Origin of the sequence: Methylobacter sp. S3L5C (assembly GCF_022788635.1) — a bacterium.
GTDB lineage: Bacteria > Pseudomonadota > Gammaproteobacteria > Methylococcales > Methylomonadaceae > Methylobacter_C.
Window position 1 is genome coordinate 3640402 of the sequence record NZ_CP076024.1, and the last position, 14200, is coordinate 3654601.

Annotated in this window: 11 protein-coding genes; 2 read left to right on the plus strand and 9 right to left on the minus strand. The window is 49.1% G+C overall.

Features of this window, described 5'->3' with window-relative positions; all coding sequences use genetic code 11:
- Positions 1-6: 6 nt before the first annotated feature.
- The 7 genes from KKZ03_RS16435 to KKZ03_RS16465 form a co-directional block, all read right to left on the minus strand.
- On the minus strand, positions 7-228 hold the full coding sequence (locus KKZ03_RS16435) for a hypothetical protein (protein ID WP_243217870.1): 222 nt from the start codon (positions 226-228) through the stop codon (positions 7-9).
- Entirely contained in the window at positions 225-533 is a 309-nt protein-coding gene (locus KKZ03_RS16440) for a hypothetical protein (RefSeq protein WP_243217871.1), read from the minus strand. The genes KKZ03_RS16435 and KKZ03_RS16440 overlap by 4 nt, the downstream gene beginning before the upstream one ends.
- Positions 511-873 carry a hypothetical protein gene (locus tag KKZ03_RS16445; RefSeq protein ID WP_243217872.1) on the minus strand — a complete coding sequence of 121 codons (363 nt, stop codon included), beginning with the start codon at positions 871-873 and terminating at the stop codon, positions 511-513. Before KKZ03_RS16445 ends, KKZ03_RS16440 begins: the two co-directional genes overlap by 23 nt.
- A gap of 82 nt (positions 874-955) precedes the next feature.
- Complete coding sequence (locus tag KKZ03_RS16450) at positions 956-1351, minus strand: hypothetical protein (protein ID WP_243217873.1); 396 nt, start codon at positions 1349-1351, stop codon at positions 956-958.
- Positions 1348-2100 carry an ATP-binding protein gene (locus tag KKZ03_RS16455; protein ID WP_243217874.1) on the minus strand — a complete coding sequence of 251 codons (753 nt, stop codon included), beginning with the start codon at positions 2098-2100 and terminating at the stop codon, positions 1348-1350. Before KKZ03_RS16455 ends, KKZ03_RS16450 begins: the two co-directional genes overlap by 4 nt.
- A gap of 133 nt (positions 2101-2233) precedes the next feature.
- A complete protein-coding gene (locus KKZ03_RS16460; RefSeq protein WP_243217875.1) occupies positions 2234-4540 on the minus strand; it encodes a Mu transposase C-terminal domain-containing protein in 2307 nt (768 codons plus the stop codon).
- 38 nt (positions 4541-4578) lie between these two features.
- A complete protein-coding gene (locus KKZ03_RS16465) occupies positions 4579-4956 on the minus strand; it encodes a helix-turn-helix transcriptional regulator (RefSeq protein ID WP_243217876.1) in 378 nt (125 codons plus the stop codon).
- A gap of 218 nt (positions 4957-5174) precedes the next feature.
- Here KKZ03_RS16465 and KKZ03_RS16470 point away from each other — a divergent pair, with 218 nt between their 5' ends.
- Positions 5175-5915, plus strand: coding sequence for a LexA family transcriptional regulator (locus KKZ03_RS16470; protein WP_243217877.1), 741 nt, complete (start codon positions 5175-5177; stop codon positions 5913-5915).
- A 226-nt stretch (positions 5916-6141) separates the two neighbouring features.
- Positions 6142-12477, plus strand: a complete 6336-nt coding sequence (locus KKZ03_RS16475; protein ID WP_243217878.1) for an Ig-like domain-containing protein — start codon at positions 6142-6144, stop codon at positions 12475-12477.
- Positions 12478-12746: 269 nt separating this feature from the next.
- On the opposite strand, the gene KKZ03_RS16480 is transcribed toward KKZ03_RS16475, so the two are convergent.
- The gene (locus KKZ03_RS16480; protein ID WP_243217879.1) at positions 12747-13316 is read right to left on the minus strand and encodes a hypothetical protein; all 570 of its coding nucleotides are present in this window, start codon (positions 13314-13316) and stop codon (positions 12747-12749) included.
- A gap of 41 nt (positions 13317-13357) precedes the next feature.
- Positions 13358-14194, minus strand: coding sequence for an SIR2 family protein (locus tag KKZ03_RS16485; RefSeq protein ID WP_243217880.1), 837 nt, complete (start codon positions 14192-14194; stop codon positions 13358-13360).
- Between the last annotated feature and the right edge of the window lie 6 nt (positions 14195-14200).

Sequence of the window (14200 nt, forward strand, 5' to 3'; positions counted from 1 at the left end):
CAGTTCCTAATGGATTTGTGAGGTAAGTGCTTGGCGCTGCTGATAAGCTGCCCTGCCTTCTCTGGACATCGTTATCCAATCCTTGGCGGCATCTACTAGATAAGCGCCCAATGACTGCATTTCTTCTGTAGCTTCAGGCGATAGCGCCGGCATACCATCATCCAGCTCCACTTCAGCAGAAACATACATACCATCGAGAGTTGCCTTTAAATCAATAATATATCTCATGGCTTGTTATCCTTTAATTCACAAAATTGACAGGCTTCCCACCAAATTAACCTGGATAGGCCACCAAACGGGCGGGGTGCGCTTGATCGAGCGTTACACTGCACGCGCTCAATAACTCGCCCGACATGCGGGCAAACCACCACGTTGATATACTGCCGGGCAAACTGGTTTAAAATCGCCGTGGGATTAGGATAGTGACCGGTGCCGATCATGCGTACGGCACTGTCTTTAATCCCCAGGGCATCAGCCAATGCCTTGGTGCCGATCTCGGCACGCTTGGCGTTAAATGCAGTTAATAACGGCATCGGTCGTCCCTCCTTGTTTTGGATTTATGACTGTCTTGGTATTGGAGTTAAACACCTCACCACCTGCTCTGACAATCGGCGCAGCAGGGCCAATATCAATCACTAACTTATAGCGACTACCCCCATTATTGGCCTGCTCGGTATCCAGCACACCTACTGCCACTAACTTAATTAGCCAGCGGCGCAGATTAGCTGTTGCATTTTTTTCACTGCCATCGCAAATAATGTTTTGTATTTCCAGCAAGGTCATGCATTTATTCTTGCGTAAAAGCCACCAAGTACGGGCGCGTAAGCTACCCGTTCGACGTACTTTTCTTCGTGCTATTGTTGATTGGCGCATTGCGCTCTCTCCTGACTGTTTCGTGGTTATCGGATGAGTATTGTTTTTTTTAATATGATGACTCGGCCCTTCTCGGCAGTTGCTATATCTCCATTGGCAGCTCAGCTTTATCAGTGATCATTTGATTACTATTTGGATCAAATACGCGAGTATCATGATGGGTAATTACCGGGGCTTTTGGCCCAACATCGATAACCAGCACATAGCGATAAAACCGCCCCCCAGCTTTTTCTCCACCAGGATCTCTCGACCTGGCAACCAAGCCTGCCCGAGTTAAGCTTAAAGCCCATTTCCCAAGGTTTAGCCTATCTGTTACTTTATCCTGATCACAGATGGCTTGCCTAAGCTCCGCCAGCGTCACTGATTTGTTTTTACGCAAGAACCACCAAGCTTTTTTACGCAAGCCGCAACTTTTAGTACGCGGCATAATAACGGTTCTTGTTTTTCGTGCCTTCTTACCGTTAATTTCCATAATCATTTACGCGCCAACTGATCAGGCGAAGTACGTACCCGTAAGCTACGCATGGCATCTTCACAGAGCAAATACCCTCTTACGTCTGATTCTGCCAGCTCTGATTTATTCAACTTTGCTGCCAGCGCTTCCAGCGTATTAATTGCTGAAGTCATTAATCGATAGCGGCCGCGTGATTGCTCCAAAACTTGCCGGGCAATGCCTTCATCAACCAGCACCTCGCATAACTCTCTCAAATACAGTTGGGTATCAAGCAGATTGGCGGGCTTAAAATCCACTACAGCACTAATACGCGTCGCAATATGCGCCAGCTTATGCTCGGCAAAGCGGTGCTTTTCTGAAGAATGGCAGACCAGAATAAAGACCACGCCAACTTGGTCAGCAATACGGCGCAAATACTCCAGCACTGCGGCCTTCTTTTCCAGACCGTGCTGCGCCTCATCCAGGATGATGGGTTGACGATTGCGCGACATCGCTTCGATAATCGCTTTTTGCAGAGCAAAACCTTTCAACCCGGTTACAGCCAATTCATAAGCAAGCAAGTCACGCACATAACTAATTGTCATCCCCGGCATACCTTCTATATAGATGGCGTTGCGCTCAGCACCATAATGATCGGCAGTCGTGCTTTTACCTGCACCTGGATCACCGGCGATTACTATGCCTTTGGCACCTTTTGCTGCCCCCGTCTCAACGGCGTTAACCAGCGACATAAACAACTGATGGTTACTTGTCTTTACATATTTAAAGCGCATAATAATGTCCTTTATTTTTAAAATTAGCCGTCCCAAAGTGGGTTCGACATTCAATTGGCGAGTGTGCATCGCCGGTTTTTAAGCCTGTCCGTTGTGGTAAACGGTCGGGCTTGTTTTTTGGCGGGTAAGGCCGTTATTCGTTATCTTTTTCGCTGTTTCCATATAGAAACAGCCGCGGGTCTTTTAATTCATCTTGTCTTCCTTCTTGTTCGTTAAAATCCTCATCAACAATGAAGAGTTTTAACGGCTCTTCACGTGCCATGACTATTGGATCAATCCGCACCAATCCGGCAACTTCACCATCAATAACAGTGCCGTCAATAAGTTGCCCAGGGCTTTGTGCTATCGCTGTTTCAGCTTTTATCTCCAGTCGCCTTAATTTCTGCTTCAGGCGCTTTTCGTTATCAGCTTCTTGCGCTGTCATCGCGTGATAGCGTGTCGATTCAACAAACGTCGCCTCACAAATGGGCGCCCCTTTCATATCTTTCACCCAAACCCGACTGTAATCATCGATATCATAAGCAACGATGACTTCTTTCCCGGTCCAATGGCTCAAAATATCCGGGTTCCGGTAGCGCATGCCGTTGTGCGGCGTAACGGTTTCTCGCGTTACCTTAACCACCACATGTGGCATAAAGGCTTCTATTAGCTCCTGTTTATCCAGCGCTACTGGCTCCCAGCCATCGCGGATAAACTCGTTAAGCGCTTCTCGCGGAGTCTGATGCTGACGTTTACCGGTCTTCTCGTCAGTAACCATTTTTAAAGCACTGTGAGGGCGGTCGTTATACTCGTAACAAATCTGGATAATCCAGTCGCGGGCTTGGTTATAACTATCAAATACTAAGCCTTTCCCCATCCGCTCGGCTTCGCGCTTCTTTTGCTCATATTCAACAACATTGCCCTTGTTGCGCGCCTTAACCATCTGCCCAGTCAACTTCCTGACGCGCTTAAAAGTAAGCTTATCCATATTTTCTTTATTTTGATAAGTAGCCAGTAGCTTTGAGCACTTATCGAGATAGCTGGTATTAAAGTTTTCCGATATCCCGTTAGCTTGCGAGTTACCAACTTCCGCCGGATGCGACCAGGTAAAACCCAGCCTCTCTTCAAGCGAATGTAATGCTTTAGTAAACTTTGCCGAACCTTTAACCACCTTTGTACTATCAGTTTGCACCCGTGCCGGAACGCCCAGCTCACGAACACAATGCTCCAGCGCTTTGGCAATAACGGCCGCGTTTTCAGTCAAACCGATACCCGGCTCCGGCACGTAACGGGTAGCTACATCATGAAAATGCCACACTTCATAAGTGACAAACTCGCCTGTTTTCGGGTGCGGCGCGTTAAAATGCGTATTCCAACCATCAGCATGTACTAATGATGCAGGGTCAAGGCCTTCGGATGTGCGATGCTGGTAAAACTTTTTCGACTTCAACTGCGAGCCGGAATAGCGCCCTTTTAACAAGTCAATTTGGCTGGCTTTTTGGCGAAACCAGCTGCACAACACTGAATACTCCGGAGCTTCCTCGCCAAACTGAACGACCAACTGCTCTTGTATCCACCGCTTTACGCTGCCTTGTGGGCGCTGGCACAAAGCCATTGCCAGTGCATGCCACGGCTTATAAGAAAAATCCTCTTCCCGTTTCAGTGGTGCGTAATGCCCCCGGCTTTTAAAGTTTGCCAGCCACTTGTCGTAAGTATTAAGACTTAACACACTACTGGAACGTTTTTTTTCCCAGGCATTGTCGATAGCCCATTGCAGCGCTCTGGGCAGTGTCCCGTCAGCATGTCCAGTATTAAGATAAATTAACGCTTTTTGTTTGGATAAACCGCTGCCCTTAACAAACTTGACAAGGTTCTGGATAGCGCTGTTTATCTTAAGTTGTGCCTTATTTAGCGGAGGCAGACCGGATTGATGGTGGCTTGAATCATATCGTGCAGGTATGCCAGCCAATACTGGAGCGATTGCGCCCCCAGTGTCGTTAACTGTCCAGTCTTGCTGTTTGTAAATTCCAGGTAACCCATCCTGTTCAGGTCTAACATTATTTCTGCTTCCGATATCTGAGTTGATGCCTCTTTCCGCGCAACCCTCATTAGTGTCAATAGTTGATTTACTGTTAACCAGCATTTCATGCTGTTCATCTCCTGAGCGCCTGCAAGCGTTAGCGCTGCCGGAGACTGTGGTTTTCGTTCTTCTGGCATTGTTGTTATCCTGTGATTCGTTGTCGACCTGGTCTATATTGCCAAGCCGCTTAATAGCTATTTTTGTCCGAATATCTTCATCTTTTATATCTTTAAGCTCATAATATTGCTGTTTATTCTTGCCTATAGTGAATTTCCAGCCTTCTTTTTTAGCCTTACGCTCAATAGTGCGTTTTTTTATTCCAGTTGCGTCGGAAATTTCTCCCAGTGTTGACGACTTATTAATATCATTGATTGTTGGCATAGATATAACCTCCGGCCACTGCTTTAATTACCGCTTAGTTAGGTAGCTAGAGTATTATCACACTCGCAATCAATAGCCTTGATAGCAGGCCTGATTCGGTTAAACTGCATGGCATGAAAGCCACGCGGCTTAATATCACCATTATCGTAATACCGGCTTGGCCATATAGTTTTTGGATGTAAACCAAGAACATCAGCGATGCGCTTCTCTGCAATCGGATAGCTACTAACCAATGCTTTTGATAATGTATTTGATGAGGTAAGCCCATGCTCATGGGCCAATGCTGTCATTGTCCATCCAGCTTTATGCAAGGCTGCCTTTACATCAGCTGGGTGCCAATCAATAGCAGGATCATTTTCGTTGGCGACAGTTGATTCTTTGCTAATACTGGAGTATTTTTCTATCTTTTTATTCACTTTCTTAACCTCTAATTGGTTGTTTGCGTGATTGTATTTAAAGCCCAATCGAGATTATTGTCAATATAAAAATAATCCCTTTTGTGCTTGTCGCACACGCCCAATAGAGATTTATTTATTATTATAAAATATATGCATATAAATCAATATCTTGAATGTGCGTCATGTGACGCACTTACTTTTTTTTATATGACGCACTTATCGGCAATGAGTGCGTCATGAGTATCGGTGAGAGATTAAAGCAATGGAGAGCATATAAGAATCTTAAACAAGATGACATAAGCGCCTTATTGGGTATCCCATTCAGCACATATCAAAAATACGAGATGGGAAATAGAAAGCCTGGTGCTGATGCAATGGAGGTGTTTTCGCGAGCAGGAATTAACGCTAATTGGTTGTTAACTGGTAGTGGTGAGATGCTGCTTAAACCACATCAGCCTTATATGGGGATTGAGGCTAATCGTGAGTCTGGCCCTAATAGCTATAAGGAATATCCTAAGGTAGAGATGGGGCCAAAGGTAAAGCCTATAATAATGCTGCTACAGGATTTTGTAACGATACCTCGGCATGGGATTGAATTATTGGAAGAGAAGATTTCACTATCCAATGAACTCCTTCAAGTAGGCCAAGTCGCCTTTAGAAAGGATTGGATAAGTAAAAGAAAGCTTCTATCTGAAGATTGTGTGCTGATTAAGGCTAAAGGTGACAGTATGGAGCCAACTATCTGCAATGGTGACTTACTCCTGGCAGATAGGCGTATCAACTTTATAAAAGATGATGCCATATATGTAGTGTGCGTGGATAATAGCCTGGTCGTTAGGCGTATCCAGAAGGGTATTGATGGCTCGCTAACTATTATTAGCGATAATAAGAAGTATAAGGAGCAAATTATAAGCTCCGAACAAGTCGGCAAGATTAAAATAGCTGGCCGTGTAATTTGGTATAGTCATGAGATATAAAAAACCGTTAAATTTGGAAAATATTTATGCCAAATATCTCCCCAACATTTTAACTATTTTAATTGTCGCACTGATTTATGCCAAATATCCCGCTAATTTTAAAAATGGCCTAAGCCCTTGTTCCGTGTAGTCCCAGCAGGTTCCGCCTCATTCTGCTAATACTCCAAACATCCACCCCCTTCACAGTACCTTATATTAATTATCTATTTTTACGGAATATACAGACATGAACACAGATAAAACCCTCAATCAAACATCAGCAGACCTTAATACAAGTTTGTCATCTTTGGTAAACACTATTGACTTAACCACAGTCGTGCCTCAGCGCACCGAAATCGTCTTTATCGAAAGCAACATCGGTGATTACCAGACTTTGATTGATGGTATTAATCCCGGTGCAGAAATATATATATTGGATGCTTCCGGAGACGGCTTAGCGCAAATTGCACAAATTCTTAATGGCCGCAGCGGCATTGATGCCATCCATATTGTCTCCCACGGGGCCGAAGGACTGGTTGGATTGGGTTCGCTGAATCTCACTACGCAAAACCTGCAACAGCACAGCACCGATTTAGCGAGCATAGGCAACGCATTGAACCAGGATGCCGATATTTTGCTGTATGGCTGTAATGTGAGTGCAGGCTCTGATGGTGCGGCGTTTATCTCGCAACTGGCCAATCTGACCCATGCCGATATAGCGGCCTCCAACGATTTGACCGGGGCGGCGGCAAAAGACGGCAACTGGGTGCTGGAAAGCGCCAGCGGTCAGATTGAGACAGCGGCTTTACAGTTTTCCGGATTCCAAGGTATTTTGCCCAGCGTTGCCGGGACCATCGCGCCGACGAGTGCGAATAATGGCTTCGATTTTGGCTCGGTGTTTATTGACGGCGAAGGCGGCTCGACCGATATCGCAGGGATTGAATACGATTTCTATTGCGTTGATGGTGCAAATAATCAGATCAATACTGTGGCGGTATTCACTTCCACGTTCACCGGCACTTCCTATACGGGAATGTTAAACAGTGCACTCGACTCGTCGGCGGATGGGGTGGTGTTCAAGAGTTCTGCAGGAGAGAATTTCAAACTGACAAGTTTTTTTATTCAGGATGCCGACGGGATGGATGGGACCTGGACGGTCACTGCGTATGAAAATGGCAACCCGGTGGGCACTCCCCAGACATTTACGATTGCCCATTCTGGAGAATATGCCACGACAGTCAATTTATCGAGCGACTTTCAAAATATCGACGAAGTTCGCATCACTGTAGCCGGAGGCACCAGCGGCGGCCATATATATGCAACCCTGTTCAGCGACTTCGTCGTTGCTGATCCCGTGCTTCCCGATGTCACGGCGCCCACGGTGGGCATCGTCGTCGCGGACAATGCGCTCCTGGCCGGCGAGACCTCCCTAGTGACTTTCACCTTTTCGGAAGCGGTGACGGGTTTTGGCAATGGCGACTTGACGATACCGAACGGCACATTGAGTGCGGTCAGTTCCAACGATAGCGGCGTTACTTGGACCGCAACCCTGACGCCCAACACCGGCGTGACCGACGCCACCAATATGATCGCCATCGACATGACCTCGCTGACTGATGCGGCGAGTAATCCCGGCGTGGGCACCACCAATTCAAATAATTACGCTGTGGCGACGGTACGCCCGACAGCGGGCATCGTGGTGGCCGATAATGCGATGGCAATCGGCGAAACCTCGCTGGTCACAATCACCTTCTCGGAAGCAGTGACCGGCTTTAGCAATGCCGACTTGACGATCGCCAACGGCAGTCTGTCCGCCGTCGATTCGGTCGATGGCGGCGTCACCTGGACCGCGACGTTCACGCCGACAAGCGCGGTGACCGACGCCACCAATCTCATCACGCTGGCCAATAACGGCGTAAGCAATGCTGCCGGCAATACGGGCAGCGGCACGACCGACTCAAACAACTACGCGATTGACACGGTACGCCCGACAGCGGGCATCGTGGTAGCCGATAATGCGATGGCAATCGGCGAAACCTCGCTGGTGACAATCACCTTCTCGGAAGCAGTGACCGGCTTCACCAACGCCGATTTGACGATCGCTAACGGCAGCCTTAGCACCGTAGATTCGATAGACGGCGGCATCACCTGGACGGTGACGTTGACACCGACAAGCGTCACCACCGACGCCACCAACCTTATCACGCTCGACAACACTGGAGTGATTGATACCACCGGCAATGCGGGCAGCGGCACGACCGACTCAAACAACTACGCGATTGACACGGCGCGCCCGACAGCGGGCATCGTGGTAGCCGATAATGCGATGGCAATCGGCGAAACCTCGCTGGTGACAATCACCTTCTCGGAAGCAGTGACCGGCTTCACCAACGCCGATTTGACGATCGCTAACGGCAGCCTTAGCACCGTCGATTCGATAGACGGCGGCATCACCTGGACGGCGACGTTGACACCGACAAGCGTCACCACCGACGCCACCAACCTTATCACGCTCGACAACACGGGAGTGTTTGATACCGCGGGCAATGCGGGCAGCGGCACCACGGACTCAAACAACTACGCGATTGACACGGCGCGCCCGACAGCGGGCATCGTGGTAGCCGATAATGCGATGGCAATCGGCGAAACCTCGCTGGTGACAATCACCTTCTCGGAAGCAGTGACCGGCTTCACCAACGCCGATTTGACGATCGCTAACGGCAGCCTTAGCACCGTCGATTCGATAGACGGCGGCATCACCTGGACGGCGACGTTGACACCGACAAGCGTCACCACCGACGCCACCAACCTTATCACGCTCGACAACACGGGAGTGTTTGATACCGCGGGCAATGCGGGCAGCGGCACCACGGACTCAAACAACTACGCGATTGACACGGCGCGCCCGACAGCGGGCATCGTGGTAGCCGATAATGCGATGGCAATCGGCGAAACCTCGCTGGTGACAATCACCTTCTCGGAAGCAGTGACCGGCTTCACCAACGCCGATTTGACGATCGCTAACGGCAGCCTTAGCACCGTCGATTCGATAGACGGCGGCATCACCTGGACGGCGACGTTGACACCGACAAGCGTCACCACCGACGCCACCAACCTTATCACGCTCGACAACACGGGAGTGAGTGATACCGCGGGCAATGCGGGCAGCGGCACCACGGACTCAAACAACTACGCGATTGACACGGCGCGCCCGACAGCGGGCATCGTGGTAGCCGATAATGCGATGGCAATCGGCGAAACCTCGCTGGTGACAATCACCTTCTCGGAAGCAGTGACCGGCTTCACCAACGCCGATTTGACGATCGCTAACGGCAGCCTTAGCACCGTCGATTCGATAGACGGCGGCATCACCTGGACGGCGACGTTGACACCGACAAGCGTCACCACCGACGCCACCAACCTTATCACGCTCGACAACACGGGAGTGAGTGATACCGCGGGCAATGCGGGCAGCGGCACCACGGACTCAAACAACTACGCGATTGACACGGCGCGCCCGACAGCGGGCATCGTGGTAGCCGATAATGCGATGGCAATCGGCGAAACCTCGCTGGTGACAATCACCTTCTCGGAAGCAGTGACCGGCTTCACCAACGCCGATTTGACGATCGCTAACGGCAGCCTTAGCACCGTCGATTCGATAGACGGCGGCATCACCTGGACGGCGACGTTGACGCCGACAAGCGTCACCACCGACGCCACCAACCTTATCACGCTCGACAACACGGGAGTGAGTGATACCACGGGCAATGCGGGCAGCGGCACGACCGACTCGAACAACTACGCGATTGACACGGCGCGCCCGACAGCGGGCATCGTGGTGGCCGACACGGCACTATTGGCGGGCGAAACCTCCCTGGTGACCTTCACCTTCTCGGAAGCGGTATTGGACTTTGACAATACCGATCTGACCATAGCCAACGGCAGCTTGAGCGCGGTCAGTTCCAGTGATGGCGGCACCACGTATACCGCAACATTCACGCCCACCGCAAGCATTACCGATGCCACCAACGTCATCACGCTTGCCAACACCGGCGTCACGAATACGGCGGGCAATGCCGGCAGCGGCAGCACCGACTCGAATAATTACGCCGTTACGACGGTACGCCCGACGGCGGGCATTGTGGTCACCGACACAGCACTATTGGCGGGCGAAACGTCGTTGGTGACCTTCACCTTCTCGGAAGCGGTATTAGACTTTGACAATACCGATCTGACCATAGCCAACGGCAGCTTGAGCGCGGTAAGCTCACAGGATGGCGGCACCACGTATACCGCAACATTCACGCCCACCGCAAGCATTACCGATGCCACCAACGTCATCACGCTTGCCAACACCGGCGTCACGAATGCGGCGGGCAATGCCGGCAGCGGCAGCACCGACTCGAATAATTACGCCGTTACGACGGTACGCCCGACGGCGGGCATTGTGGTCACCGACACAGCACTATTGGCGGGCGAAACCTCCCTGGTGACCGTCACCTTCTCGGAAGCGGTATTGGACTTTGACAATACCGATCTGACCATAGCCAACGGCAGCTTGAGCGCGGTAAGCTCACAGGATGGCGGCACCACGTATACCGCAACCTTCTCCCCGACCGCCAGCATTACCGATGCTACCAACGTCATCACGCTCGCCAACACCGGCGTGACTAATGCCGCGGGCAATGCGGGCAGCGGCAGCACCGACTCGAATAATTACGCGATTGACACGGCGCGCCCGGCAGCGGGCATCGTGATAGCCGATAATGCGATGGCAATCGGCGAAACCTCGCTGGTGACAATCACCTTCTTAGAAGCGGTGACCGGCTTTAGCAATGCCGATTTGACGATCACCAACGGCAGCCTTAGCGCCGTCGATTCGATAGACGGCGGCATCACCTGGACGGCAACGTTGACGCCGACAAGCGTCACCACCGATGCCACCAACCTTATCACGCTCGACAACACGGGAGTGAGTGATACCGCGGGCAATGCGGGCAGCAGCACCACGGACTCAAACAATTACGCGATTGACAACGTGCGCCCCACTGTCTCCATCGTGGTCTCAGACACAGCCCTGTTGGTCGGCGAAACATCCCTGGTGAGATTCACCTTCTCCGAGGTAGTGAACGGTTTCTCCAATGCAGATTTGACCATAAACAACGGCACCTTGAGTGCAGTCAACTCTCAGGATGGTGGCTATACTTACACTGCCACCCTGACCCCAACGGCCAGCACCATCGATGCCACCAACTTGATTACCATCGATAATACCGGCGTCGCGGACAGCTTTGGGAACGCAGGCAACGGCAGCACCGACTCGAACAATTACGCCATTGACACGGTGGGCATTGTGGTTACCGGCAATGTCACACAAAATGAAATACTGGCGGCAGTTACTACACTGGCAGATGTCGATGGTTTGGGCATTATCAGTTACCAATGGTTGGCAGGTGGCACTGCCATTATTGGCGCAACAGCTTCAACATTAACGCTAACCCAAGCAGAAGTCGATAAAACCATCAGTGTAACAGCCGGTTATACTAACCTGCAGGGTACCCCTGTAACGGTAACCAGCTTTGCAACCACTGCCGTAGTTAATGTTAATGATGCACCGACGACTTCTTTAATCATTCTGGCATCAATTCTCGAGCATAGCCAAGCTCGCGTAATTACACAAGCCGAGTTGTTGGGCAATGCAGCAGATTTGGATGGTAATAACCTAATCGCAACTGATCTTAGCCTTGCGTCCAGCAACGGTACTTTGGTCGACAATACTGATGGTACCTGGAGTTATACGCCATTATTAAATGATGTTACATCGGTGAATTTTACCTACACCATCACCGATAGTGTCAGTCCAACTGCAGGAACAGTAGCAGCCACAGCGACGCTGGCTATTACGCCAGTGACTCTAACGGCTGATCCGGTTACAGACTTGTACAAATCCTTTGGTAATGATACCAACACCTATATTAAACCTGAGGCGTATGTACAAAATCCCGGACAAAATTTGGATTTGAAATACCAGCTAATTGACGAGTCACCTGATGCAATCATTATCGGTACAACCAGCAATGATTTTATCAAGCTGGCTGGCACAGGTAATAAGGCAGCCAATGGTGCTGGCGGTAACGATGTCCTTGATGGCTCAACCGGCTCCAGCTTTTTGAGTGGTGGCGATGGCCTCAATACTTTTTTTATGGATGGAAGAGCAACTGGCGTGACATGGTCAACGCTGACTGATTTTGACAAAGGTCAAGATCACGCCACGATTTGGGGTTGGGTTAAAGGCCTCAGCACGATTAATGCCGGTTTTACCGACTTTAATACCGGTGGCGCAACCGGTTATACCGGTTTGACTTTGCATATTCAGAATCTGCTACCGGATGGCTCTGCCAGTGGCGCGACTAATTCCGCGTTAAATTCACTGACACTAACCGGACATACCTTGGCAGAATTTGGCGCGTCTTCTCTGACGGAATTGAATACTCAAATTATCAATGGTACCAATACGCATTTTATTGTCGGGCAAACCACTGATAACTTAGGGGATCATGGTTATTTGTTGATCAGTTAGCAGATCAACTTTACGGCACCCGTAAATTAACACCTAGTAGTAATAAAAAAGCGTGACGGGGTTTTAAACCCTGTCACGCTTTTAACCCTATAAGCATCTTCAATAGTTTTAAATTTCATCGGTGCCGGCATTGCTTAATGTTGGAACAACCGACGCAGCAAACAATAAAATTGTACGACACAGAATCCTTCCGGTATTTTTTAAAACGGCATGAGCTAATGCACCGAATACGCTTATTTTCGCTTACCCTTAACAGCACTGTACTACGCTTAAATTGCACCAACTGCGGCTTTTTTAACCACTACAATGGTATTTTCCTGGGCTTCTGAAAAGGAAACCAACGGTGTTTTCGGCTGATACGATTTGGCTGCTGTGTAAGCAATGGTTACTTTATTTTCAGGAGATTGATTCTTTAGCTCGCTTTTTTCGATATACAACTCTTCCAGTAATTCATTCCATACCAAGCCTTCTTTGAACGGTATTAATTTATAAGTAACACCTTCCAGTTCAACTTGCATGCCTTTAGCGATATTTTCAACATAAACCAACGCATTGCAATCCGGTGCTATATCGTCTTTATATTTTTCCACGAAAACCGGTAGTAAATCGAGCGTAGGCAACAGGCCATTGACAAATTTAATCTTGTCATTTTCAATCAATAAAGCCGAGTGAATAAAAAGCGCTTCCGGGGGTTTACGGTCCGTTGTTGAACCTTCACGTAGAGTGCCTTCTTTTAAAACCAGGTCACCACGATAAGCATAAACACCAGCGTCACTGGTTTGACCGTTAACCAGCGTGACCGTCAGTAAGCCTTTAGCTTGATAAGTTTCTAGTAGCATCGTTTGTTCTCCAAGATAAGTTCACGTAAAAAAATCATTGTTTAGCAAACAGCGTCGAGTAATTCTTCTGTGCTTGCATCGATAATTTCCAAGCCTATTTTTTTGCAAAACCGCTGTTCCTTATCGGTTGGATTTTTGTTCAAAACCCAACCTTTTTGTGGCGCTGCCCCATAAACAATATCGCTCATCACCATACGCTCTGAATCCCGGTTTAAGGGCATACCTATAAATAGATATTGCTTACCCTTGCGGTACTCTTTAAGAAAGTCAGGAATAGCAAAGCCCCCCATCAACTCGGTTATGTAATCGACATAATCGGCATCAGAAGCGATGTAGTTGGCTTCCGGTTTAGGCGTTCCCATAGGTTTAAATAAAATAGGTAGTCTGGCATCAACCTGTTCCTGTGGAATTTCAAAATAATCACTGCCATCAAAGTGAAATATTTTATAGCGAAAGTCGCTGGCGGTAATTCTTGCAACACCCACAATCAGCGTGTGCTCTTCATCGGCATAGCTATTTTGCAGCTGGGTATCCCTGTTGATATCAATAACATAAGCAGGTTTCCATTCTGCCAGCCAATCGTGTACTGCCGCGCGCGTCCATTCTGTATCGCCATATAGCTTGGTGAGAAACTGACCCAGAAAATTTCTGCCTTTTTTAAGCTCCTGATTCATGGCGGCTCTGGGGAACTCATACATCAGTTTGGGTGCCATCGGGTTACCGTTATTCATGGCCAAAATCAGACTGTTACTATCAGCAGGCATGGCAGCTCCTGTTAATTTATTGGTGGCATCAAAAAGTACACCCGGCCCCAGATAAGGTATAACCCGATTTTCATATAAACCGTTTAATATTTCAGAAAAGACATTGGAAGACATTGCAAA

Excerpts from the sequence above, each read along its gene's own strand:
- KKZ03_RS16485 (WP_243217880.1), bottom strand. The coding sequence starts at position 14,194 with ATGTCTTCCAATGTCTTTTCTGAAATATTAAACGGTTTATATGAAAAT.
- KKZ03_RS16455 (WP_243217874.1), bottom strand. The coding sequence starts at position 2,100 with ATGCGCTTTAAATATGTAAAGACAAGTAACCATCAGTTGTTTATGTCG.
- KKZ03_RS16445 (WP_243217872.1), bottom strand. The coding sequence starts at position 873 with ATGCGCCAATCAACAATAGCACGAAGAAAAGTACGTCGAACGGGTAGC.
- KKZ03_RS16475 (WP_243217878.1), top strand. The coding sequence starts at position 6,142 with ATGAACACAGATAAAACCCTCAATCAAACATCAGCAGACCTTAATACA.
- KKZ03_RS16440 (WP_243217871.1), bottom strand. The coding sequence starts at position 533 with ATGCCGTTATTAACTGCATTTAACGCCAAGCGTGCCGAGATCGGCACC.
- KKZ03_RS16480 (WP_243217879.1), bottom strand. The coding sequence starts at position 13,316 with ATGCTACTAGAAACTTATCAAGCTAAAGGCTTACTGACGGTCACGCTG.
- KKZ03_RS16435 (WP_243217870.1), bottom strand. The coding sequence starts at position 228 with ATGAGATATATTATTGATTTAAAGGCAACTCTCGATGGTATGTATGTT.
- KKZ03_RS16470 (WP_243217877.1), top strand. The coding sequence starts at position 5,175 with ATGAGTATCGGTGAGAGATTAAAGCAATGGAGAGCATATAAGAATCTT.
- KKZ03_RS16450 (WP_243217873.1), bottom strand. The coding sequence starts at position 1,351 with ATGATTATGGAAATTAACGGTAAGAAGGCACGAAAAACAAGAACCGTT.
- KKZ03_RS16460 (WP_243217875.1), bottom strand. The coding sequence starts at position 4,540 with ATGCCAACAATCAATGATATTAATAAGTCGTCAACACTGGGAGAAATT.